The 22,945-nt window shown below is 48.0% G+C and carries 20 protein-coding genes; 9 read left to right on the top strand and 11 right to left on the bottom strand.

The window, feature by feature from the left end; all coding sequences use genetic code 11:
* Nucleotides 1–2: 2 nt before the first annotated feature.
* Nucleotides 3–626 (bottom strand): LuxR C-terminal-related transcriptional regulator, encoded by a 624-nt coding sequence (locus tag EH243_RS11715; RefSeq protein WP_126158853.1) that lies wholly within the window; start codon nucleotides 624–626, stop codon nucleotides 3–5.
* 66 nt (nucleotides 627–692) lie between these two features.
* Nucleotides 693–1,412 (bottom strand): polyamine aminopropyltransferase, encoded by a 720-nt coding sequence (locus EH243_RS11710; protein WP_126158852.1) that lies wholly within the window; start codon nucleotides 1,410–1,412, stop codon nucleotides 693–695.
* Nucleotides 1,413–1,564: 152 nt separating this feature from the next.
* On the opposite strand from EH243_RS11710, the gene EH243_RS11705 reads away from it, so the two are divergent.
* Complete coding sequence (locus EH243_RS11705; RefSeq protein ID WP_126158851.1) at nucleotides 1,565–1,876, top strand: putative quinol monooxygenase; 312 nt, start codon at nucleotides 1,565–1,567, stop codon at nucleotides 1,874–1,876.
* A gap of 158 nt (nucleotides 1,877–2,034) precedes the next feature.
* Here EH243_RS11705 and uraH read toward each other — a convergent pair whose 3' ends face one another.
* On the bottom strand, nucleotides 2,035–2,388 hold the full coding sequence (gene uraH, locus EH243_RS11700) for a hydroxyisourate hydrolase (protein ID WP_126158850.1): 354 nt from the start codon (nucleotides 2,386–2,388) through the stop codon (nucleotides 2,035–2,037).
* A gap of 320 nt (nucleotides 2,389–2,708) precedes the next feature.
* On the opposite strand from uraH, the gene puuE reads away from it, so the two are divergent.
* The 7 genes from puuE to EH243_RS11665 all read left to right on the top strand — a co-directional run bounded on the left by puuE (nucleotide 2,709) and on the right by EH243_RS11665 (nucleotide 8,572).
* The gene (gene puuE, locus EH243_RS11695; RefSeq protein ID WP_126158849.1) at nucleotides 2,709–3,632 is read left to right on the top strand and encodes an allantoinase PuuE; all 924 of its coding nucleotides are present in this window, start codon (nucleotides 2,709–2,711) and stop codon (nucleotides 3,630–3,632) included.
* Nucleotides 3,629–4,150, top strand: a complete 522-nt coding sequence (uraD, locus tag EH243_RS11690) for a 2-oxo-4-hydroxy-4-carboxy-5-ureidoimidazoline decarboxylase (RefSeq protein WP_126158848.1) — start codon at nucleotides 3,629–3,631, stop codon at nucleotides 4,148–4,150. Before puuE ends, uraD begins: the two co-directional genes overlap by 4 nt.
* Nucleotides 4,151–4,197: 47 nt before the next feature.
* Nucleotides 4,198–5,187, top strand: a complete 990-nt coding sequence (gene alc, locus EH243_RS11685; RefSeq protein ID WP_206441601.1) for an allantoicase — start codon at nucleotides 4,198–4,200, stop codon at nucleotides 5,185–5,187.
* 11 nt (nucleotides 5,188–5,198) lie between these two features.
* Nucleotides 5,199–5,711, top strand: coding sequence for an ureidoglycolate lyase (locus EH243_RS11680; RefSeq protein WP_126158846.1), 513 nt, complete (start codon nucleotides 5,199–5,201; stop codon nucleotides 5,709–5,711).
* 85 nt (nucleotides 5,712–5,796) lie between these two features.
* Nucleotides 5,797–6,975, top strand: coding sequence for a urate hydroxylase PuuD (locus tag EH243_RS11675; protein WP_126158845.1), 1,179 nt, complete (start codon nucleotides 5,797–5,799; stop codon nucleotides 6,973–6,975).
* 14 nt (nucleotides 6,976–6,989) lie between these two features.
* Nucleotides 6,990–7,628, top strand: a complete 639-nt coding sequence (locus EH243_RS11670) for an HAD hydrolase-like protein (protein ID WP_164549110.1) — start codon at nucleotides 6,990–6,992, stop codon at nucleotides 7,626–7,628.
* A 104-nt stretch (nucleotides 7,629–7,732) separates the two neighbouring features.
* Nucleotides 7,733–8,572 (top strand): IclR family transcriptional regulator, encoded by an 840-nt coding sequence (locus EH243_RS11665; protein WP_126158843.1) that lies wholly within the window; start codon nucleotides 7,733–7,735, stop codon nucleotides 8,570–8,572.
* A 95-nt stretch (nucleotides 8,573–8,667) separates the two neighbouring features.
* Here the strand turns inward: EH243_RS11665 and EH243_RS11660 are convergent, their stop codons facing one another.
* Nucleotides 8,668–9,561 (bottom strand): LysR family transcriptional regulator, encoded by an 894-nt coding sequence (locus tag EH243_RS11660; RefSeq protein WP_126158842.1) that lies wholly within the window; start codon nucleotides 9,559–9,561, stop codon nucleotides 8,668–8,670.
* A 181-nt stretch (nucleotides 9,562–9,742) separates the two neighbouring features.
* On the opposite strand from EH243_RS11660, the gene EH243_RS11655 reads away from it, so the two are divergent.
* Nucleotides 9,743–10,219, top strand: a complete 477-nt coding sequence (locus EH243_RS11655; RefSeq protein ID WP_126158841.1) for a PACE efflux transporter — start codon at nucleotides 9,743–9,745, stop codon at nucleotides 10,217–10,219.
* A gap of 167 nt (nucleotides 10,220–10,386) precedes the next feature.
* On the opposite strand, the gene EH243_RS11650 is transcribed toward EH243_RS11655, so the two are convergent.
* The 7 genes from EH243_RS11650 to EH243_RS11620 all read right to left on the bottom strand — a co-directional run bounded on the left by EH243_RS11650 (nucleotide 10,387) and on the right by EH243_RS11620 (nucleotide 22,945).
* Nucleotides 10,387–11,991 (bottom strand): ABC-F family ATPase, encoded by a 1,605-nt coding sequence (locus EH243_RS11650; protein ID WP_126158840.1) that lies wholly within the window; start codon nucleotides 11,989–11,991, stop codon nucleotides 10,387–10,389.
* Between the two features lie 735 nt (nucleotides 11,992–12,726).
* A complete protein-coding gene (locus EH243_RS11645; RefSeq protein WP_126158839.1) occupies nucleotides 12,727–14,661 on the bottom strand; it encodes an acyltransferase family protein in 1,935 nt (644 codons plus the stop codon).
* A gap of 166 nt (nucleotides 14,662–14,827) precedes the next feature.
* The gene (locus tag EH243_RS11640; protein ID WP_126158838.1) at nucleotides 14,828–15,910 is read right to left on the bottom strand and encodes a tRNA-queuosine alpha-mannosyltransferase domain-containing protein; all 1,083 of its coding nucleotides are present in this window, start codon (nucleotides 15,908–15,910) and stop codon (nucleotides 14,828–14,830) included.
* A 24-nt stretch (nucleotides 15,911–15,934) separates the two neighbouring features.
* Nucleotides 15,935–17,137: an SEL1-like repeat protein gene (locus tag EH243_RS11635; RefSeq protein ID WP_126158837.1), complete on the bottom strand. Its 1,203-nt coding sequence runs from the start codon at nucleotides 17,135–17,137 to the stop codon at nucleotides 15,935–15,937.
* Nucleotides 17,138–17,282: 145 nt separating this feature from the next.
* Nucleotides 17,283–18,761, bottom strand: a complete 1,479-nt coding sequence (locus EH243_RS11630; protein WP_126158836.1) for an SEL1-like repeat protein — start codon at nucleotides 18,759–18,761, stop codon at nucleotides 17,283–17,285.
* Between the two features lie 119 nt (nucleotides 18,762–18,880).
* Nucleotides 18,881–20,470 carry an SPOR domain-containing protein gene (locus EH243_RS11625; protein WP_126158835.1) on the bottom strand — a complete coding sequence of 530 codons (1,590 nt, stop codon included), beginning with the start codon at nucleotides 20,468–20,470 and terminating at the stop codon, nucleotides 18,881–18,883.
* A gap of 324 nt (nucleotides 20,471–20,794) precedes the next feature.
* A complete protein-coding gene (locus tag EH243_RS11620; protein WP_126158834.1) occupies nucleotides 20,795–22,945 on the bottom strand; it encodes a TRAP transporter permease in 2,151 nt (716 codons plus the stop codon).

Raw genomic sequence — 22,945 nt, 5'->3', positions numbered from 1 at the left:
GGTTAACTGATATAACCATTTTTAAGCGCAACAGCGACCGCATTAGCGCGACCGTGGGCGTTTAACTTTAAGCAGGAGTTCGAGATATGGAAGCGTACCGTGCGTTCAGAAATATCGAGCTGCCGCCCTGTTTCCTTATTGGAGAGTCCATTGGATGCACAGGCTAACACCTCTACCTCTCTTAAGGTTAAGGCCGCCTCATCGGCATCAACAACACTCAAGGCTTCCATCATCGCTGGAGATAAGAATTGCTCACCGGCGACCACATTATTAATCGCATCACTTAACTCTTCAAACGCACTCTCTTTTAACACATAGCCGGACAACCCAAGCCTTAATAGGGTTTTAGCCAGATGGGCTTCGAGATGCATGGTTAACGCGATCAACTGAGTCTCGGGACTATGGGTTTCAACATACTTAAGAATATCGGCGGTTTTGGCTCCTGGCATCGACAGATCAACTAAAGCGATCGTGGGAGAAAACTGCTCAATCAGCGCAATCAACTCATCGCCGTTAGCACCGGTGCCTAGCAGTTGGAAAGTCGATGATTTGCCAATCAGACTACTCAGCCCTTCCAAGAACATGGAATGGTCATCAGCCGCAACAATGGTAACTCTCTCTGACATAACCGGTTTCCTTTTAGAACCAATAAAAATAGTACTAACGAACGACAAGCCAACTATCTACTAACACTAGGCCTTAACACAAACATAGACGGAATTAGTCGATTCATCCTGCTGAAACGGGTTATAAAAAGAGACCACATGGGCATCGACACGCTCAAATACCGTTTTCAGTAGCGCTTCAAACGGCGCTTCCGGCAGGTTTTGCGACCACATGGCAAACACACCTCCAGGTTTAAGCTGCTCAGCCATCAAGCTCAGATTAGCCGTGGTATAAAAACTCGCGTTGGCAGAGTTAAGGTATTCTGTAGGAGAGTGATCAATATCTAACAGGATCGCATCAAACTTTTTACCACTACACGCGGGATCAAACCCAGTGCTTGGTTCAACCGCCAGATCAAAGAAGCTGCCCAGTATGTAACGGTTACGGCTATCCGCGTTGAGTATCTTCCCCAGCGGGACCCGTTCATCTTGATGCCAACCGATCACCGTCTCAATCGCATCCACCACCAGCAACTCAGCAATACGTGGATCCTTTAAGGCCGCCACTGCCGTATAACCTAACCCCAGACCGCCCACGACCACACTGAGTTGATCGCCCTCGACGGCAGCAAGGCCCAGTGTTGATAACGCTTCTTCCGCATCGACAAACATACTCGACATTAAAAACTCTTCGCCGAGCTTTACCTCATAGATATCTCGATCACCAAACGCGGGCATCCGCCGCTTACGTAGGGATATCTGCCCCAAAGGCGAGGCTTGGCTATCGATCTCTTCAAATAGTGGCATGCGAAACAATCCTAATACGGTATCCGGTCGGTTATCATACGTGCTAACTCGCACGATGGGAAAACATCAGCATAGCCAAGCCAATCTTTACCCTGCATTAACAGCTAAGCACCTTCATATTTCGATAACGACATTTTGCTATAGGCCCTACTTTGAAAATAATTGAACTGCGTGAATATAAGATTAAACCCGGTAAAACAGATCAATGGTTAGACTGGATGCGAGAAGAACTACTGCCCTACCAAGAGTCGAAGGGCATGAGAATTATCAATACCTATATTCATCAAGATCCTGACGGTACTGACTACTTTATCTGGTTGCGCGAGTTTGATGATGAAGCCTCTCGCCAAGCGATTTACCAATCAACCTATAACCAGTGGTGGATCACGGAGGTTCGGCCAAAGGTGTTTGAATTGATAGAAGAGGAGTCTATTCAGGTAAAGTTGATGCACCCACTCAGCTGATAAACCCCTAGGCGGGGGAAGTTAAAGGCGGGGGCGTTAACGAAAGGAATGAATCGTTAGTGAAAAGAATAGGTCGCTAAAAGGCGCGTCGAAACAAGGCCGTCGATAGACAGCGCCCAGCAAGTACACCTGCCTTTTCCAGCCTAGAGCAACAGCGTTTAACTGCCTCGATAGGTTGAATAGCTATAAGGGGAGATCAATAGTGGTACATGGTAGTGTTCAGCTTCATCATCAATACCGAAGCGCAGCACCACATCATCTAGAAAAGGCGTTACCGGCAACTCAACGCCGCGCTGGCGGTAGTATTCACCCACACTAAAGACCAGCTCATACACTCCTCGCTTGAAGTCGTCGCCTTCTAATACCGGCTGATCACAACGACCATCATCATTCGTTAATGTTTGCTGTAATCGTTCGCGACGCTCGCCATCAATACGGTACAGCACCACCGGTATATTTGCCCCTGGACAACCGTGCGCCGAATCCAATACATGTGTTGTCAGATATCCCATCTGCCCTTCCCCTTATCACTCTTGATTTAAAATGGTTATGACGGACATGTCGCTAAAAGATCAACTACCACTATAAAACAACGCAAGGAAACAAAACAACAGAGCATTCGTAAAATTGTATACATTTTATTTCGCTAAACAGCCCCGTCTATTTCTCCTCTCTCGGCTCATTTAAACCTGTTATTCCCGCTAACATCTGTTTAATTCTGACCGATCGGACAACTTTATACTTGAACGACCCACAATCAATTGTATACAATCAAGGCATTGATTTTGCTAAACCAGACGATCACATCGATCGTTATGTAAGGAGTTCCGCCGTGAATACCGACTATCCTCGCGACCTCATTGGGTATGGCAATAACCCTCCTCATCCCCACTGGCCTGATAACGCCCGTATTGCTATCTCTTTTGTGTTGAATTATGAAGAGGGCGGTGAACGCTGCATTCTTCATGGTGATCAAGAATCGGAAGCCTTTCTGTCTGAAATGCCCGGTGCTCAGGCGCTCGCTAATGTCCGTCATATGAGCATGGAATCCTGCTATGAATACGGCAGTCGTGCCGGTGTTTGGCGGCTATTAAAGCTTTTTAATCAATACAATATTCCCTTGACCGTGTTCGCCGTAGCGATGGCGATCCAGCGCAATCCCGCGGTTGCTCAGGCAATGGTGGCGGCAGGCCATGAGATCTGTAGTCACGGCTTACGCTGGCTCGATTACCAATATACCGATATCGAGGAGGAGCGCGATCATCTCCTGAAGGCCATCAATATTATCGAAGAGATCACCGGCGCACGGCCACTGGGCTGGTATACCGGCCGCACCGGCCCTAACACACGTCAGTTAGTGATGGAGGAAGGTGGCTTCCTGTATGACTCCGATGCCTACGATGATGATCTACCTTATTGGGTCGATAACGCCGGTAAAGGGCACTTGGTGATTCCCTATACCCTCGATGTTAACGATATGCGTTTTGCCACCGCTCAAGGTTTCAACAGTGGCGAACAGTTTTATCAATATCTAAAAGACAGCTTCGATACTCTTTACGCCGAGGGAGAAGATGCACCAAAAATGATGTCGGTTGGCTTGCACTGCCGACTTGCGGGGCGTCCAGGACGCACCGCTGCCTTAGAACGATTTATCCGTTATGCCCAAAGTCATGATCGCGTATGGTTTACTCGGCGCATCGATATCGCTCAACATTGGCAGCAACAACACCCCTATCAACCGGAGGCGGCCAAATGAGCGCAACCTGCTTTCATAGCTGTACTCCCAGCCAGATGAGTCGCGCCGACTTTGTGGCTACTTTTGGTGATATCTATGAGCACTCCGCGTGGATCGCCGAACAGGCATTCGATCTCGGTATCGATCATAGCCATAACCAAATTGATACCCTGCAGGCTCGCATGGCAAAGATCTTGCTTGATTCTGACCAAGCATCTCAACTAGATCTCATCAACGCCCACCCAGATTTAGCCGGCAAAGCAGCGATTGCCGGTGAACTGACCGAGTCATCAACCTCGGAACAAGCAGGCGCCGGTATCAGTGAATGCACCGATGCCGAGTTTGCTCGTTTCACCGAGTTAAACAATGCTTATAAAGCCAAATTTGGCTTTCCTTTTATTATGGCGGTCAAAGGCAGTCAAAAGCAGCAGATACTCGCCGCTTTCGAAGAGAGAATTCATCATAGCCCGGAACAAGAGTTCCAGCGCGCCCTGATGGAGATTAACAAAATAGCTCGGTTTAGACTGGAATCCCTCTAAACCCTCCCCCGTTAATCGGCAATGATAGAGACAAGGCACTGAAATTTATGAGTAATCCTACATTTACAAAATACATCAACCTAGCCGATGCCCGACTCGGTAGTAAAGCGGTGTTTGTCACCGATGACTGGTTTGCCGCGGTTGACCGAATGCTGCAACCGGAAGCACCGGTGTGGAAAGACGATGTTTACGATGATAACGGTAAATGGATGGATGGCTGGGAATCCCGCCGCAAACGTTTTGAAGGCTATGATTACACCATCATTCGTCTCGGCGTTCCCGGCGTGATTAAGGGCGTTAATATCGATACCGCCTTCTTTACCGGCAACTTCCCTCCTTCCGCATCACTGGAGGCCTGTTTTTGCCCGCAAGGTGACCCTGACGATAATACCGAATGGACCGAATTGTTAGGTGCTGTCAGCCTCAGTGGTGATAGTCAGCACCTTCACGCCATCGAACAGGATGCGCCATGGACCCATGTCCGTTTCAATATCTATCCCGATGGTGGTATCGCACGCCTGAAGCTGTACGGCATTCCTTATCTGGACTGGTCGAGCGTTAACCCTGATGAAGAGATCGACTTAGCCGCCGCCATCAATGGCGGTAGGGCGCTGGCCTGTAGTAATGAGCACTACGGCACCATGAGCAATATTCTTAACCCCGGACGAGGTATCAATATGGGCGATGGTTGGGAAACCGCCCGTCGTCGTACCCCAGGCAATGACTGGGTAATTATCGCCTTGGGTCATCCGGGTGAAATCAGCCGAGTCGTGGTCGACACCCTCCACTTCAAGGGTAACTATCCCGATAGCTGTTCGATTCAGGCGGCCTATGTCAAAGGGGGCACCGATGAACAGATCGAAACCCAGAGCTTATTCTGGAAAGAGCTACTGCCCTCACAAAAACTAGCGATGCATCAAGAACATCAGTTCGAGCAACAGCTTAACAGCTTGGGAAATATCACCCATATTCGCCTAAACATCTTCCCCGACGGCGGCGTGAGTCGTCTCCGACTGTTCGGCAAGCCGAGCCAATAGGATAAATACCCATGCAGCGGATAATCACACCGGAACCCCTGACGAAAGCACGCTTTGCACCCTATGGTGATGTTATTGAAACCGAGGGCAGTGATTTCTTTATGATCAATAACGGCTCTACCCAACGTTTTCATCGGCTTTCTGAAGTGATGCTGGGTAAACCGGATGATCGCGCCATCATCAGTATCTTTAGGGCTCAGAAGCTGACCTACCCACTGCCGATAAAGATGTTAGAACGACATCCTCTCGGTAGTCAGGCCTTCATTCCCCTGAAACAAAAGCCCTTTCTGATACTCGTGGCTGAACCCGGTGATCAACCCGACCCCGAGACGATCCGCGCCTTTATCACTAACGGCCATCAGGGCATTAACTACCACACGGGTGTTTGGCACCATCCGGTACTCAGCTGTGAAGCTGAAGACGACTTTTTAATCGTCGATCGCGAAGGCGACGGTAACAACTGCGATGAACACTATTTTAGTGACGACAGCGACATGGTGCTTGAAAGCGGTATACCCAGCTGAGATGAACCTGCAGGAGTGGTTCCTGGCAGCGATATATTAGACGATAAAGATCTCGAGAGAGGTCTAGCTTGATGAGGAATAAACGATGGATCCACATATCACGGAATGGCTTAACCTCGCAGTACGCTGGGTGCATATGATTACCGGTATCGCTTGGATCGGTGCGTCCTTTTACTTTGTCTGGCTAGAAAATCATCTAGAGCGCAGCCAACCTAAAGAGGGTCTATCCGGTGATCTATGGGCCATTCATGGTGGCGGTATTTACCACTTAGAAAAATATAAGCTTGCTCCCCCACAGATGCCAGAAACACTACACTGGTTCTACTGGGAAGCCTATGCCACCTTCCTCTCTGGATTTACCTTACTGGCGGTTGTTTACTACCTTAATGCGCCGCTTTATCTGATTGCACCGGGCTCTGATATGGGGACAGCCACCGCCATTGCGATCAGTATCGGCAGCCTATTGGCCGGTTGGCTGATTTACACCACCCTCTGCGATTCACCACTGGGTAAAAAACCACTGTTATTAGGCGTCGTGCTCTTTGCATTGCTGGTGCTAGCCGCCTGGGGCTTAACACTTATTTATAGCGGTCGCGGTGCTTTTATTCATGTCGGCGCCATCATCGGCACCATTATGGTCGGTAACGTGTTCCGCATTATCATGCCCGCCCAACGGGCCATGATTCGTGCGATTGAAGCAGGACAAGCCCCTGACCCTAAGCTACCGGCAAAAGGGTTGTTGCGCTCTCGGCATAACAACTACTTTACTCTGCCCGTGCTGTTTATCATGATCAGCAACCATTTCCCGAGCACCTATAGTTATGAATATAACTGGGCCATTCTCAGCGCGCTGGCATTTCTAAGTATATTAGTGCGGCACTACTTCAACACTCGCCACCTGACGCAAAAATACCTCTGGACCCTGCCCGCTGCGGCGCTGGGTATGATCGGTTTGGCATTTGTGGTCGCGCCACAAACCGCACCGAGTAGCAACATCCAAACCGTTAGTTTCGCTCAGGTTCAACCGATTATCAGTGAGCGTTGCTCGGTGTGTCACTCCGCAACCCCGAGCTACGCGGGCTTTAATGCCCCGCCACTCAACGTCATTATGGATACGCCAGAGCAGATCAAAGCACTCATCCCTCGCATTCAGGCCCAAGCCATCACGACAACCGCCATGCCATTAGGGAATATCACCCAGATGACGCCACAAGAGCGAGACCTACTCGGCCAGTGGATTGCCCAAGGCGCCCTCGTCGATTAATGGGATCACCGATAATGGGCACAATCTTTTTTGATCTAGACGGCACCCTGCTGAATACTCAGGCAGGGATTGGCGAGTCGATACAGGCGGCGTTATCCCAGCTCGGCGGTTCGATTGCCGAGCCAGCCGAATTAAAAACCTGCTTTGGCCCGCCGATACGTGAGAGCTTCGCTCGGCTCCTCGATACCGATGATGACCAGCTAATCGAATCTGCGGTGACACATTTTCGAGAACACTATCTGCAAAAAGGGATCTATCGCTATCAACTCTATCCCGGCATAAAAACACTGCTGTTACAGCTAGCCAGCTCGGGCAAAACACTGCGCGTTTTAACGGTCAAACCTCAGCCCCAAGCCGAGTGGCTTTTACAACACGCCCAACTGAGCCATCTATTTGCTAGCATTCATGGCAGCCTCCTCGATGGCAGCCGAAGTGATAAAACCCTACACCTCGAAAGCCTGCTGCAAGATCATCAGCCCGATCAACAGCACTGGATGATCGGCGACCGAGCCAGTGATATCCACGCCGCTAAAAGTTGCGAGGTTAACTCCGTCGCCGTCACTTGGGGCTATGGCGAGATAGATGAACTACAGCAGGCTAACAGCGACTATCTTATCCACAGCCCCGAACAGCTCATCCCACTGCTCACCTAACCAGCGTAAACAACGGATAAAGACATCACCCTGATTTCATAATATGAAATAGAGCTGTTAGATATTAGAATACGGTATCTTTTGTTCATTCTTTCAGGTGCCTTATGCCAGATACCCTCACCACCGCGAGCTCTGCCGATGATCATACGGCGATAGCCGTCGACACTAAGCCTGTCAGCCGCATACAGGTTATCGACCGGGCCGCGCATATTCTGGATGCGATCTCCCGCTATTCTCAACCGGTGACACTCAAAGTACTCAGCGCCGAAACCGGCCTACACCCGTCAACCGCCCACCGGATACTCCGCGCCCTCATCGATAACCGTTTTGTCGATCGCAATGAACATGGTGAGTACTGGTTAGGTAATCGGCTGCTGCAACTAACCAATAAACGGCGTACCGATGTGGACCTTCGCGCCGTCGCTCTCCCCTATATGGAACGGCTCAGGGATCAACTAGGCGAGAGTGTTAACCTGACCATTCGCGAGGGTGATGTGGTGATCTATTTTGAACGGGCGATCCCCAACCGTATGATGCACGTTCATCAACTCGTCGGAAGCCGTGCACCGCTACATGTCACTGGCGTAGGTAAACTGATGCTCGGTATCGGCGGTGAGAGCGATATTGTCAGCTACGCACAACGCACCAATCTACCCACCTACACCCAAAACACCTTTTCGACGTTGCCGGAACTGACGGCTGAATGCCTGCAATCCGCCACCCAGGGGTATGCGTTGGATAACGAAGAAGCGGAAATCGGTGTGGGCTGTATCGGTGTCTTAATTTATGACCAAACCCAGCTGCCGGTTGCCGGTCTATCGATCTCTGCACCGATCGAAAGACGCCAATTGACATGGATTGACGCTCTCAAGAAGGCCGCCCACACAATTTCAACACAGCTAGGGTACAGCGCCCAGGACGCTGCGAGTAGCACGCCAGATTAAAGAGGGATAGATGAGCTAGGCTTAAGATCTGAGTTTAACTCAGGGCTTAAATAAGAGTTTAAATAAGAACTTAAATAAAAGCTTAAATCATTAGCTTAACGATTGGCGGTCAGGTCTAACTGTGACAGTTCTTCCAATAACCAGCTACCGGCCGTGCCCAAAGAACGATTTTCCGTCCAGACAACATCAATACCCTGAAGGGATGCCACCGTCTGAAAATCCCGCTGCAGGGCTAATAATTCGCCGCTGGCTAGCTTCTCCTGCACCACATTACGATGCAAGAATGCCCAGCCCAAGCCACTACAAAGCAGTTCTAGTATCAGATGGGGGCTTTCTGAAAACCAAACACTGGGACTAAACATCAGCCGTTCATGACTACGATCGGTGAGATCCAAGCTTCGCAGCACTAACTGTCGATGGGCTCTAAAGTTCGCGTGACTCACCGATTGCTTATCGACCAGAGGATGATCATGGCGACACACCGCCACCAGTTCAGAATAGCCAATGCCACGGAAACCAAATCCCTGAGGATAAAACTCCCGTTCTAACATTAAGCCGATATCCGCGCGATTAGTGCGGATCAATTCGGCAACATCACTACCGCCGGGATCGAGTAACTCCAACTGAATATGGGGGAAGCGCTGTTCAAAGCGATGCAAGATATCGAGCAACGGCTGACTAGAAATACTCTGCTCTACCGCCAAACAGAGCTCAACCTCATCACTCTGCCCCAACGCTTGGGCATGCACCCTAAACTCATGCTGACTGTGCAGTACCGTTCGGGCGTACTCCAACAGTGCCTCACCGCTAGGGGTTAATAGCGGACTACGGTGGGTGCGATCAAACAACGTGACATTACTATCGAGCTCCAAATTACTGATCGCGGTGCTCACCGCTGACTGCGCTTTACCCAAACGCCTCGCAGCCGCCGAAAAAGAGCCTGTTTCAGCCGCAATGACAAACGCCTCTAACGGGTCGATACCAGCCATTTTCACACCCCAACCTATCTGAATTTTAGATAGTATCTAACTTTTTACTATCTAAATAAAGCCTAGAATAGCCTCATCTTAAAGCAGCACTCGCTAATCAAAATCTGGCAAGTGAGCATAACAAATCAGCACTGTAACGAAGCACTTCAAAGAAGCACTTTAACTGAGTATAGGAGCCATCATGAATCAGCCAATCATCACCCGTACCCCGCTCGACCGTCTGCGTCATACCCTGATGTTCGAACTATTACTGCTCACACTATTAGCCCCCATGATGGCGCTATTACTCGACCGAGATATTATGGAGGTGGGTATGCTATCCGTGGTGATCAGTCTCAAGGCGATGCTGATCAACCCATTTTTCAATTATCTGTTTGATCGCTATGACGTCAAACGGGGTAGAGTTCCCACTGAACGAAAGCTCGCCGGTCGTTTGCTACATGCGGCAGGGCTAGAAGTAACACTGGTTGCCACCTCGCTACCGCTAATTATCTGGTGGCTTAACGTGACCGTTATGCAGGCCTTGATGGTCGACCTTATTTCGATCTTTCTAGTGATGACCTACACATTGGTATTCAACTGGGGATATGACCGAGTATTCCCCGTTAGTCAGCCCTCCGCTCAAGCACCCCATCAAGTGCTGCCGGTAGAGAACTAATAAAAAAGGCTTATCTCGCTAGCCGCTTTGTTCGCTCTCAAACCGCAGGGACCCAAAAAATCTGTCGAGCGAATGATTCAACGGGTCGAGCCATTAGACGTAAAAAAGCCCCCTTCGAGTTAAGTCGAAGGGGGCTTTTTCATTGAAACCAAATCAAGCAATCAACATTAAGCGACCCGGGAAGCCTTAGTTTGATTATCCAGATACTCATCAAAAGTACCGGGGAAGTGAATCACTTGCTGATCTTTAATCTCAATAATATTGTTTGCCAAAGAAGAGATGAACGCTCGGTCATGACTAACAAAAATCAGCGTACCATCAAAACCTTCTAGCGCGATGTTCAATGATTCGATCGCTTCCATATCCATATGGTTGGTTGGCTCATCCATAATCAGCACGTTGATATCCATCATCATCAACTTACCAAACAGTAGGCGGTTCTTTTCACCACCGGAACAAACCCGAGCCTTCTTATTGAAATCATCCGCGGTAAACAACAAACGTCCGAGCATCGCCCGCACTTTCAAATCATCATGCTTCGGTGTACGCCATTGAGACATCCACTCAAACAGGGTCAGATCACAATTAAAGTCGGCGGTACTATCCTGAGGACAATAACCAATTGAGGCGTTTTCAGACCACTTGACGGTGCCCTCTTTGGTTTCCAACTCATTCATCAGGCAGCGCATAAAGGTGGTTTTACCGGCACCGTTTTCACCTATAATCGCCAGTTTAGCGCCTGCTTCTAGAATCAGGTTACCATCGCGGAATAACATCTCGCCTTCAAAGCCATGTCCCATATCTTCCAGAATAAGCGCCTGACGGTGCAGTTTCTTGTCCTGTTTATAGGTAATCGAGGGAAACTGACGACTAGAGCTTTTTACTTCATCCAGCTCGATCTTTTCTAACTTCTTCGCCCGCGAACTCGCTTGTTTGGCTTTTGAAGCATTCGCCGAGAAACGGTTTACAAATGACTGTAACTCGTCCATCTCGAGACTCTTCTTCGCATTTGCGGTCAACAGCTGTTCACGAATCAATGACGAAGCTTCTAGGTAATATTCATAATTACCCGGATAGATACGCAGCTCGCCATAATCGATATCCGCCATATGGGTACAGACCGAGTTCAAGAAGTGACGGTCATGCGAGATGATGATCATGGTGCTTTTACGTTGATTCAGCACATTTTCCAACCAACTGATGGTATGAATATCCAAGTTGTTGGTCGGCTCATCCAGTAGCAAGACATCAGGGTTAGCAAACAGCGCCTGCGCTAACAGCACCCGAAGCTTCCAACCCGGCGCAACCTGACTCATCAAACCAAAGTGATACTCTTCTTCAATACCCGCCTCTAATAGAATATCTCCAGCGCGACTCTCAGCACTGTAACCATCCATTTCGGCAAATTCGACTTCCAGATGAGCAACCTTCATACCGTCTTCTTCAGACATCTCCGGCAGCGAATAGATGCGCTCACGCTCCTGTTTTATCTTCCACAGCGCCGCATCACCCATAATCACGGCATCGATAACGGTGTATTCTTCAAAGGCAAACTGGTCCTGACTGAGGATGCCCAGTTTTTCCCCAGGCGTCATCGAAATATTTCCCGACGTAGGCGTTAACTCACCGCTCAAAATCTTCATAAAGGTGGATTTGCCACAGCCATTCGCGCCGATTAAACCATAACGGTTACCGTTGCCGAATTTAGCAGAAATATTTTGGAACAGCGGCTCAGCGCCAAACTGCATAGTGATATTCGCAGAGGAGATCAAAGGATAGGTCCTGAAAAGAAAGTTCTAGAAAGAGTGTACTGACAAAGAATCCTGAAAAAGAACCCGGAAAAAGTACAGATTACACAGCATAAAAGCGATGCTGTTAAAGAAGCCGCCACTTTAAAGAGTTCAGCCCCTAATGTCGAGGGGCAACTGTACATTTATTAAACAAAAAGCAGTTCTGGAGTACTTCAGTGTGAAATTAAACCGTTCAGAAGCTTCCACTTATTTGAATAACCGTCAGTCAAGTCTCCCCTCAATGTCAAATTGAGGTGTAGAAGATCTAGAATTCATCAACTCTAATTCTCTTAAACTGTAGCTCAACAACGTAACCGAGGTGAGTACTAGAGGTTACACCTGGACTTTCCTCACAATACGATTCTCTACAGTACGAACTAGCTTTCTCTGCCTAAAATAAAGAGCCTAATTACATTTTCGGCTATGTAGATTGATCGCCGTCTTCCATCTAGACGGGCAAGTGCCGGTGTATGATCGCTTTACCAAGATGCTGCATCGCTCGCCTGCAGTAAATTTAATACCAAATCACCAAGTTTTAGCTCTTTGGTGAAAAATATTTAATTAGGGAAAATAAATAAATATAGCGACATTTGAAAACACATCAGATAATAATTGTTCTATTAAATAAAAAAAAACTACCCTACTGACTGTCAGAAAAAAACACTAACGATAATTCATAAATTAAAAAATCATCAACAATAACGCAGCTAAGGACTACTAATTAATATTTTTTTCAGTTACTAACTTAAACATCGGCGTTAACAGCTTATTTCCATATTCACTCATATGATCACCATCATAATAAATTGGTCTCCCTTTAATTTGCGCCAAACATCTATCGTTATGACATAAATATGGAGCAGGATCTAATACTACAATATTTTTCTTAATCGAAACTTCATTGATTAGATTTCTTAACCGCTCATTTCTTTGAATATATAGACCGTAATCTATCGACAAGTCATAATCTCCGTTATCGAGTAAAAGGTTTCTAGCCAGCGTAGCAGGAACATTTTTTCTCATTTCAGGAGTAGGTTGAACAATATAAACAGGATGATTAATAAGAAGCTTATCGACTGTTAAACTTAGATTAAACTTTAATTCATCATATAATAAATCCTCAACCTTAGTATATGGCTTAGTAAAATAGACCGAAGGCTGAATATCACTAATATCTTTAACTCTTTGAGGGTTGGATTGCCCATATAAATAAGCGCCCATTCTTGAAACCAATATAACAGGAACAGAGTCATAGTTAGATTCTAGATATTCAATTCGTCGAGCATTCTCTTTATAACATTTATCGCCATTTTTGGTGGACATAAGATTCAAGACAAATGGGCAACTCGACATTGTTAGCGCAATCACTCCCTCTTTTTTTAAATCAACTGAATGTGCAACAGCTGTAGTTAAGGCATCCGCATGGCTATCCCCTACAATAATTGCCTTAATGTTTTTTTCATTGCCTATATAACAAGGAAACTTATGATCGTTCATACATCTATAAGGATTTCTATTTATAGATTCATTACTTGCGACTACCACTGCATCAGAATAATGATATTCAAAACCATTTGTAAAAAAAACCCCACTACCACAGACACTGACACCTAACAGAATATAGACAGGTTTACATTTAAGATAACTTGAAAAACTCGAAAAACTACTTTTTAATTTAACCCCTTCGACATATTTATTACTCAAAAAACCGATAAATAAAGACAAAAAAACACCAACATAAATAAATTTATCACTCAATGAAAAATAATATATAACAACAACGAGTGGCCAGTGCCACAAATAAATGGAATAAGACCACATCCCAATTTTTTGGGAAACTATATTCCCTGTAAAAAAGCTATCATCTCGTTGCGACTGAATGATAAAGAATGAACCTAAAACCGGAAAAAATGCTAAGTAGCCTGGCCAAGGATTATCTTTAGATATTAAAAAATATGAACCAACAATCAACAATAAGCCAAACAACTCTAATATCTTTTTTCTTTCTTTTTTTAAAACGATAGGATAAAGATAAGCTACACCACCGACCATCAACTCCCACGCCCTAGTTGGCAAAAGATAGTATGCAGGATTAGGCCATTTATAGGTAGCAATAACACAAAAAACAAACCCCAATATTGTTCCAAATAGTACTGTTGCTTTCATTACTTTTACAGACATGAACTTCCGCATAGAAACAAGCACTAGTGGGTATATTATATAAAACTGCCACTCCGCGGATAAAGACCAAGTATGCAATAGCCATTTCCCGTGTGATACGGCATCAAAATATCCTGACTCTTTCCAATAAACAACATTAGATAGAAATGTCATGCTGCTCGCAACATGCTTACCTAACGCTTTGTAATCCAAAGGAGTGATATAGAACCATCCAAATACCAACAAAATCAAACAAAGAAAAGCTAAAGCTGGAAAAATTCTATTCGCACGTGAAATATAAAAATTTAAAACAGAAAAATTATCGTTTTCAATCCCCTTAAATATTATCCCCGTCATTAAAAACCCTGAAATAACAAAGAAAACGTCTACTCCTGCAAATCCACCGGGCATCCAAGACTCATTAAAATGAAAAAAAACAACTGCAATAACAGCAATAGCCCTAAGTCCATTTATATCTTTTCGAAATTTCAAATCACTACGCCCAACAAATTAAAATTAAAACAACATATTATATAAATAAAACAACAACCTCAACACTAATATTTTAAAATCATAGTCATCTAAAAATTTAGTATTAGTGATAAAATTTTACACGCACTTCTCATCAAAAATTCGATTTCTATTTGGTTCACATCTGTCAACCAACAACATCACCCAATAATCGCGCGTATGCTTTGCCCATAGCTTCCCAGCTTAACCCCGAGATATCGGGCGCTGCCGGCGGGTGGCCCTGCAGCTTTGCAGCCGCATAATCAATAACGGCACTCACCAGCGCTTGGCTTTCAGCATCACCACTTTGATAACAGCACTCTTGCGGGAAAAGCTCGGGGTAAGCGAGCCGATTTGGCACTAACGGTAGCGCACCCGCCGCGGCCCCTTCGAGTACCGCAATACCTTGATAATCATGTAGTGCCGTTGAAAGTACGATATCCGCCTGTTGCAACAGCAAACGATACTCAGCCACCGATTCAACAAACCCCCAGCGCCCTGCCCGCTCGGCTAGCAAGGTTTTAAGTTCTTCAAATACCGGTGGTACACGGCGGAACTGCTGTCCAACCACGTCTAAACGAAAGTCCACACCGGCATCACAGAGCCCCTCTACCGCTCTCAGCAAACGATCGGGGCCTTTATCAAACTCCCAACGGTGGTTCCAAATCAGCCGTACAGCGCCACTCTGAGGATCATGAGGCTGATAAGCCGAGGATGGCAGGGGTACTTGCAGCACCGATGAACGCTGCTCCAGTTGTTCAGCCACACCAAGCGGCACCTGATCCGGCAACTTTTTTAATAAAGCGCGACAGCCCGTCAGAAAAGTCTCTCGGTTGTACGCGGTGTTAAAACAGATATGGTCGGCGGCGAGTGCTGTATATATATTGAGAATCTTCGGCTCAACATTACCGTATTCACGACCCGATTCGGGGTAAGCAAATTGGTTCTCGTGGAAATACACCAGCGTCGGGATGCTTGCCAAATGGGGCACAAACCCTCTTAGCGCTGATAGATCCGTCATTGAGGTTGCGATAATCAGGTCGTAAGGCTGTTCAAGCGTCTCTCGCTCATTCATGGCCCAACTCAGGCTGTTACCGCGAATGCGCCATGAGAAGTAACGTGGTGGCAGTGTGAGCACCGTCCACTGATGCTGATTGAGATTACTCACCAACCCCTGATGCCAATAACGGTGACTCGCCGCATCGTAGGCGGACAGTAGCAGTATCTTCACTTTCTACGCCTCGTCTCGCTAAACTTATTTGGCATACAGTGAGCGGTAGCTACGAACCCACGCTTCATTCACTAAGGTTGAGGGGAGTTTATCCCGATAGGCATTTTGCGCCATGGCTTTATCAGCAAAACTATCCTGCAACAGCACCACATAGTCATCGGCTGCAAGACGCACAACATCCACCCTTCCCTGTAATTGATACTCGGTCATAAAGCGTAGGGCGCTTTCTTGACTCGCTAGCCGCGCCAATTGTACCGCGTAGAAACCTGGCGACTGCTGTTGTAGCCAATCTCGATCCCGAAGCCAGACTGCCGTTTCAGTCGCAGATCCCATCTGACTATCGGCAGCATCCTGACGATGACTCAACGCCGTCCCTTTAATACCTTCTTGCTGAATTTTAGTGAGTATTTTGTCATATAGGGCTTGAGTTTTTGGGTTACCTAATTCGATACTGACATCCGCATAGGCCAACGCCTGCAATAGATCGGGAGGGATAATAAAACCGTCGGAGTAAACTAAGGCCAAATTATGAGCGGCATAGGGGTTACCTTGGGCAGCCGACCGCTGGTACCACTCGATCGCATTCGCGGGTTCTGAATCAATCAAGATGCCAGCCAACGCCAACTGCGCTTGGTCATAGCCGGACTCTGCCGCTTGTTCGATCCAACGGCGTGCGGCTAATCGATCTTGATCGACGCCTTCACCTCGAAACAGCATCAAGCCTATCTTAAGCTGACTATCGGCTAACCCTGCCTCAGCAGAAGCCTGATATAGCGAAAATGCTTGAGCAAGATCCTGCTCAACGCCGTCACCCTTTTCATATAACAGTGCTAAATTACGCATCGCCTTAGGGTTACCCTGTTCGGCAGACTGACGATAATAGGCCACACTCTCGGCCAGATTCACCGGCGTTCCCTTACCCACCTGATGGGCAATGGCAAGATTATACGCTGCTTCCGAATAACCGCCTGCCGCAGAGCGAGTTAACCATTCAACCGCCGTCTCCCAATTCGGGGGACCACCCTCAACACCCAATGCATACAACCGCGCCACAATAAATGCCGCTTGAGGATCGCCTACCTGAGCCAATGGCAGGCAACTGTTATAAGCCTGTAGCACTTTTCCTGCACTATAGTCGCGATAACACTGATCACTATCGGCCGCTAAACTCACCGAGGATAGCCATATCATCACGGAGGCCATCGCTAACTTCAATTCAAGACGCATCTACAATCCTTAAAACCCAGTAACACACATACGTTTAATATTGCCGTAACGCGACTGGGCCTCTACTTAAAAAAAACAGAAACACCAGACATCTACCGATATTTACCAACACTTGCCGACACTGGCCGGTGATAGAGCATGACCATTAATCAACCGGCTTATAAGCGTTTTGAATTGCATGGTAGGTTCGAAACCAGACCATACCCGAGAGCTTTTTCGGCAATTCGGTTGCCGCTATCTGCTTTGCGCCTTGAAGCGACGTCGCTGACTCAGCATAAAGCACCACATACTTATTACCGGCGGCGGTCACCGCCTTAAAAAAGTTAACCCGCCCTTGCAGTTTGTTATCCCGAAGATAAGCGTTAACCGACTCATCGCTACTCAACTGAGCTAACTGCAAGACATAATGCTGACGCGGCTGCGCCATCAACCAAGTGAAATCCCGCAAACCCGCGAGATCGACGTTTGCCTCAGTGGCAGCAGAGTGAGTATTCGCAGAACTATCGCCAAGCGGTTTAACCGCCGGCGTTTTCGGAGTGACTGTTCGCTTTTCGACCGGTGCGACAGCACTGTTGGCGACGACCACTTCGGTTGATTCACGCTCGGCTAACGAGACTTCTGTTTGCACTTCTTTTTGTGCTTCGGTTTCTGTTTGGGCGTCGTTAGTTGCCGAACTAGCCGCTGAAGCAACCGTCTCTACTGACGGCTCATCGGGGCCACTCTGTTGATTGCTCTCTTTCGGTACGGTTTGAGAGGCAAGATCCTCAGCCTGGACATCGTCGACCGGCGTAACAGGCTCGGCAATAACTGTTTCGACAGCAGGAGCTGGTGAACTCTCCACCCCGGTTAGTTCTGCTTCCGTGAGTGCAGCAAGAGCAACACGGTGCGCCTCTTCCAGCACCTGTTGTTGTTTGATACTTTCAACTAAATCCACCGCAGGCTGATAACCTAATTTCTCGCTCTCTAAAGCGTACTCTAGTGCTTGATTCAGATTCATCGAGATACCAGCAGGAGGCTCGCGAAACAGCAACGCTAGCTGATAATAAGCATAACTATTGCCTGACTGCGCCGCCCGTTGGAAAAGTTTCACGGACTCTGCTGGTTTAGTCGCTTTTAACAGGGTCGCCAAGGTGACCTGAGCACGCTGATCGCCGCGATTCGCCGCAATCGCTAGCCAATGATGCGCTTGCACATAGTCTTGCTCGACACCCTTACCTTTTAGATAAAAAAGCCCCGTTTGCAACTGACTCGCGAGATGATCTAACTTAGCACCTTCAAGATACCACCGAAAAGCCGCCGCCATATCCTGCGGTACAACTTCACCACGATCATAAAGAGCCGCGAGGTTATAACAGCCCGGCGCATACCCCTGCTCAGCAGATCGGGTTAACCATTTAAGCGCTTGCTTTAGATCGGATGACCCTCCCTCGAATCCCTGACTATAGAGGCTAGAGAGAATAAAGCTGGCTTCGCCATCCCCCTGAGCCGCTAAGGGCAGGCAGTGATGTAACGCTTCACGGGTTTGCTGATTATCATAGAAGGTGCGACAACGCTGATCATCAGCCGCGACCGCGGTTGCGCAAAAGCACAACAGACTCAATAGGGAAAATACAATACGGGCCATATCAGTTCCGAACAAAGGGGCGTTATACGTTTAAGAACAATAGATTAAGAACAATATAGACCGGTCAATCCTTCAACCGGTCTTAGGCACTCAACAACCGAGGACAGACAACGCCTCAACTACGGAGCGACGTAAAGCTCCTGCAGTCGTCTGAATTTACGAATCCAATGACTCTTACGGGCTGATGCTGGAATCTCGTCTAACGCGGCACGCGCCTCGGGTATGCTTTTGTAATCCCCATAAACCAACACGTAATAAAGCCCCGCTTCACGCTGTGTACGGAAATAACGTACCGTATCCGGCAGTTTATGTTTGGCGATATACTTAAGCACGCCTCGCTCATCGGTGCCGTATAACAACTGAATGGTGAAATTAGGTGGGAATTTATCCATCACCCAACCATCAGCCAGCGCATATTGATTATCAGGCTGCCATGGTTTTGCGTTAGGTGTTGCTTGAGCCGCCGTCGCCCCTTTTGCTACAGGCTGTGACGCACTCTGAACGACCGCTTCGGTTGATACCTCTGACGCTGCTGACGAGACTTCTGTGGATGTTTCTGTAGATGCTTCTAAAGGCGTTTCTGAGGCTGGTTCTGAGACTAGCTCTGAGGCTAGTTCTGAGGACTCTGAAGGCTCTATGGATGCAACCGCGGCCGGTTGTTGATCAACCAACACCGCTGGCGTATCGCTTTCATCCGTTTCTGAAGGGTCGCGATCAACCGCAAGTGTCGCTAAGAGCAATTGCTGTTCGCCTGAACCATTATCAGGAATAGACTCTCGTATCTTGCGCGCTAGTTGCTGCTTTTCTGCCTGCAACTCAACCACTTTTTTCTGTTCGGTTTCTAAACGTATCAGGTTCAACAATGATGCCGCTTCGGTGTTGCCTGCATCCAACGCCTGCTGCGCGAGTGTCGCCGCTTTCGCATGATCGGCTTCCACCCCTTGACCGGCGTAATACACCAGCGCCAAGTTTTGCAGCGCTAACCCATTACCCTGATCAGCCGACTGTTGATACCAGCTCAGGCTCTCATCAGGATCAACCTCTGCCAGCATCACCCCCATCGCAACCTGAGCATTTGAATTCCCCGCTTCGGCAGCCTTTCTGATCCAATGCTGAGCCGATGCTCGGTTAGCGTTAACGCCACGACCTTCTAGTAACATGGTGCCAACTTTAAGTTGCGCGCCCATCACACCCTGCTGCGCCGCCTTGAGATACCACTGATAAGCGCGGTGTTGATCCTTCTCACCCGCGGCACCGGATTCAAACATAGAACCGAGTAATTTTTGCGCCTTGGCATGTTGTGCTAACGCCGCCTGTTGATACCAGTGACGTGCCTGACTATTACTCTGACTGACGCCTTGCCCTAACTGATAAGCAAGTCCTAGGCGATAAGCGGATTCTGGATGGCCTTTTTCTGCCGCCACTTGATCCCAAAATAATCCTCGCTGATCATCACGCTCCGTACCCAATGCTTGGTAATACATCGTCGCTAACAGAAACGCACCTTTGGCATCCCCTAGTTCGGCAAGCTCCTGACACTGGTGGCGAGCATCCTGATACTGAGTCGCGGTAAATAGCTGATAGCAGTCATTCTGTTTTGCGTCATTAGCTGCAACAACAGACGAAAACAGCAGCGTGGAACTCACGCCAAGAATAGTGGATAAACGAAAAAACAACTGTGAGCCTGTTAAGTTCAGTTTTATTTGCATAGTCCCTACCGCGAGCTAGAAGCGTCCGTTTAGACATCTTCGTAACATTTATCCAGCTCAACTCCCCCCCGGAATTAAGCGAAAGCCGACGACCGTCGTCATTGACAACCGACTGCTAAAAATCAATCCAATCTAAATGCTACTGACAATAGCATTAGAACAGCCGGAAACAAAACGCATACCGGCCATAAAAACCTTGATAAATCAGCCTTCAAAAGCCTAATTTAGCAAATTGTAACCCATGCAATAAGTGACAATCGCCATTATTTAGCTCAAAAACGAAAAAACCGGCCAGATGGCCGGTTTTTCATAACAATCATGGTGCTAGCTCGCCGTCACGGCAACGCCATCTTCCTCTTTGCGGTTATAACGACTGTAGACAAACAGCGCGATGAAGACCACTAGACCTACACAGCTGATCATCCATTCGCCATGGGGCCATAACATCAACATGCCCGCCACACCGGATATCAACCGCAACAACAGATTCAATGGACTTTCCAGATAGCCTTCCATGAAGCCTACCAACGCATAGATACCGAAGACGGAGAAGAAGAAGATCGTCATCACTTCTGCCTTGGTGCCGCCGATAAAGTTGGTATAAGCAAACAGCAGCGGCACAATATAGAGCCCTTTCGCTATTTTCCAGGCGGTAAAGCCGGTCGCCATCGGCGGTGTTTTCGCGATCGCCGCCGCCGCAAAGGCGGTCAGACAAACAGGTGGAGTCACATTGGAGTCCTGCGACAACCAGAAGATAATCATATGAGCGGCCAGCAAGATCATCGCTAAACGAGCGGGATCGATCGCCTGCTCTAACAACTGACCTTTAAAATCACCCGGCACCAACGCCAACAACTGCTGGGCGTCGATTTTACTCATGGGGTCTGCCAGCAACGCGGCTTTATCCATATCGACTAACATGAAGATCGTCCGAGCCACCTCGGGCAAAGTGCCATCAACCATCATGTCAATCAGCTGCATTTCAGCGATCAGGTTATAGAGTGCCGGAGCCGATAGCGTCGCCAATACAATATAAGCAGCGGTAACCGGTAAGCCCATCCCTAACACCAGTGAAGCCAGCGCCACCAACAAGATAGTAATCAGCAAGCTACCATTAGCCCAGTCAGCCACCATCAGCGAGAAGGTATTACCAATGCCGGTCATCGCAACCACATTGACCACCAAACCAACGGCAATCAGCAGCATCGCCGTGGTCGCCATATTTTTCGACCCCTGAGCCAGTGCATCAAAAATATCTTTGATTCCCATTGGATGTTTCGACAACCAAGAAGCAGCCACCACCGAAATAATGGAGATACCGGCGGCATAGGTCGGCGTAAAGCCATAGATTAACAGGCTCACTAACACCACTAGCGGTAGCAGATAATGCCAGCCGTCACGGAAGACTTCACCGATCGGACGGGTATCCAGCTCAACCGCCTGCGCTTGACTGCGCATCGCTTCGACTCGAACAAAAAAGCCGACCGAGAGGAAATACAACAGTGCAGGCAGCGCAGCAACGGAGATCACATCCACATAGGGGATCTGAGTATAAGACGCCATAATAAAGGCACCCGCTCCCATCACCGGCGGCATCAACTGCCCACCCGTAGAAGCGGCAGCTTCAACACCCGCGGCAAAACGCGCTGGGAAGCCCGCTTTGCGCATCAAAGGTATCGTGATAACACCGGTCGAAACGGTATTGGCAACCGATGAACCTGAAACAGAGCCCATCAAACCCGAGCCTAACACCGCCACAAAACCGGGGCCGCCCACCATCCGTCCCGCAGCACAGCGAGACAGTTCAATAATAAAATCGCCGGCACCGGATTTCACTAAAAAGGCACCGAACAAAATAAACATAAACACATAGGTCCAGGAGATTCGCGCAATCTGGCCGAACATCCCTTCAGAAGAGAAATAACTACGATATAACAATGTTTCTAGGCTCAGGCCCGGGAAACCAAAGATACCGTCAATATACTGCCCCCACCAAAACACATAGGTCAGAGCGAACAAGATCATGCAGGGAATAAACCAACCGGTGGTCCGTCGCGCCATTTCCAATGCAATAAAGATGGCACAGAGCGAGAATACCCAGTCGAGATCGTCAAACTTAACCCCACGAGCGTACAGAGCATCCTCAAAACCGATCAGATACAGCGTACAGAGAATCGCGGCGCAGCCTAACAAGATATCCAGTATGAGTGCGACCCGACGACCCGCCGCAGTATTACTGCGGATAGAGGGCACCATCAGGGCACATAGCATCGCAAAACCACCAAAGTGGATAGCCGACACCCATAATTCTGAGACAGTACTGAGGGTATTAAAATAGATATGTGCCAGTGCAAAGATCACACCGATCCAATAAATAAAACGACCTGTCAGCGAATGTTCCGGACGCTGAACCAGCTCCAGACTCTTTAGCTTTGCAGCCGTTTCCTGATCAGTATGGGTATCAATCGAGCTCAT

The organism is Amphritea opalescens, assembly GCF_003957515.1.
Lineage (GTDB): Bacteria > Pseudomonadota > Gammaproteobacteria > Pseudomonadales > Balneatricaceae > Amphritea > Amphritea opalescens.
The sequence above is the reverse complement of the archived record's forward strand: the minus strand, read 5'-3'. Positions and strand labels throughout refer to the sequence as shown.

What these genes read in the sequence shown, in the direction of transcription:
- EH243_RS11635 (WP_126158837.1), bottom strand. Translation starts at nt 17,137, where the DNA reads ATGCGTCTTGAATTGAAGTTAGCGATGGCCTCCGTGATGATATGGCTA.
- uraH (WP_126158850.1), bottom strand. Translation starts at nt 2,388, where the DNA reads ATGGGATATCTGACAACACATGTATTGGATTCGGCGCACGGTTGTCCA.
- EH243_RS11660 (WP_126158842.1), bottom strand. Translation starts at nt 9,561, where the DNA reads ATGGCTGGTATCGACCCGTTAGAGGCGTTTGTCATTGCGGCTGAAACA.
- EH243_RS11665 (WP_126158843.1), top strand. Translation starts at nt 7,733, where the DNA reads ATGCCAGATACCCTCACCACCGCGAGCTCTGCCGATGATCATACGGCG.
- uraD (WP_126158848.1), top strand. Translation starts at nt 3,629, where the DNA reads ATGAGCGCAACCTGCTTTCATAGCTGTACTCCCAGCCAGATGAGTCGC.
- EH243_RS11680 (WP_126158846.1), top strand. Translation starts at nt 5,199, where the DNA reads ATGCAGCGGATAATCACACCGGAACCCCTGACGAAAGCACGCTTTGCA.
- EH243_RS11675 (WP_126158845.1), top strand. Translation starts at nt 5,797, where the DNA reads ATGGATCCACATATCACGGAATGGCTTAACCTCGCAGTACGCTGGGTG.
- EH243_RS11670 (WP_164549110.1), top strand. Translation starts at nt 6,990, where the DNA reads ATGGGCACAATCTTTTTTGATCTAGACGGCACCCTGCTGAATACTCAG.
- EH243_RS11620 (WP_126158834.1), bottom strand. Translation starts at nt 22,945, where the DNA reads ATGAGCTCGATTGATACCCATACTGATCAGGAAACGGCTGCAAAGCTA.
- EH243_RS11625 (WP_126158835.1), bottom strand. Translation starts at nt 20,470, where the DNA reads ATGCAAATAAAACTGAACTTAACAGGCTCACAGTTGTTTTTTCGTTTA.
- EH243_RS11710 (WP_126158852.1), bottom strand. Translation starts at nt 1,412, where the DNA reads ATGCCACTATTTGAAGAGATCGATAGCCAAGCCTCGCCTTTGGGGCAG.
- EH243_RS11655 (WP_126158841.1), top strand. Translation starts at nt 9,743, where the DNA reads ATGAATCAGCCAATCATCACCCGTACCCCGCTCGACCGTCTGCGTCAT.
- EH243_RS11630 (WP_126158836.1), bottom strand. Translation starts at nt 18,761, where the DNA reads ATGGCCCGTATTGTATTTTCCCTATTGAGTCTGTTGTGCTTTTGCGCA.
- alc (WP_206441601.1), top strand. Translation starts at nt 4,198, where the DNA reads ATGAGTAATCCTACATTTACAAAATACATCAACCTAGCCGATGCCCGA.
- EH243_RS11715 (WP_126158853.1), bottom strand. Translation starts at nt 626, where the DNA reads ATGTCAGAGAGAGTTACCATTGTTGCGGCTGATGACCATTCCATGTTC.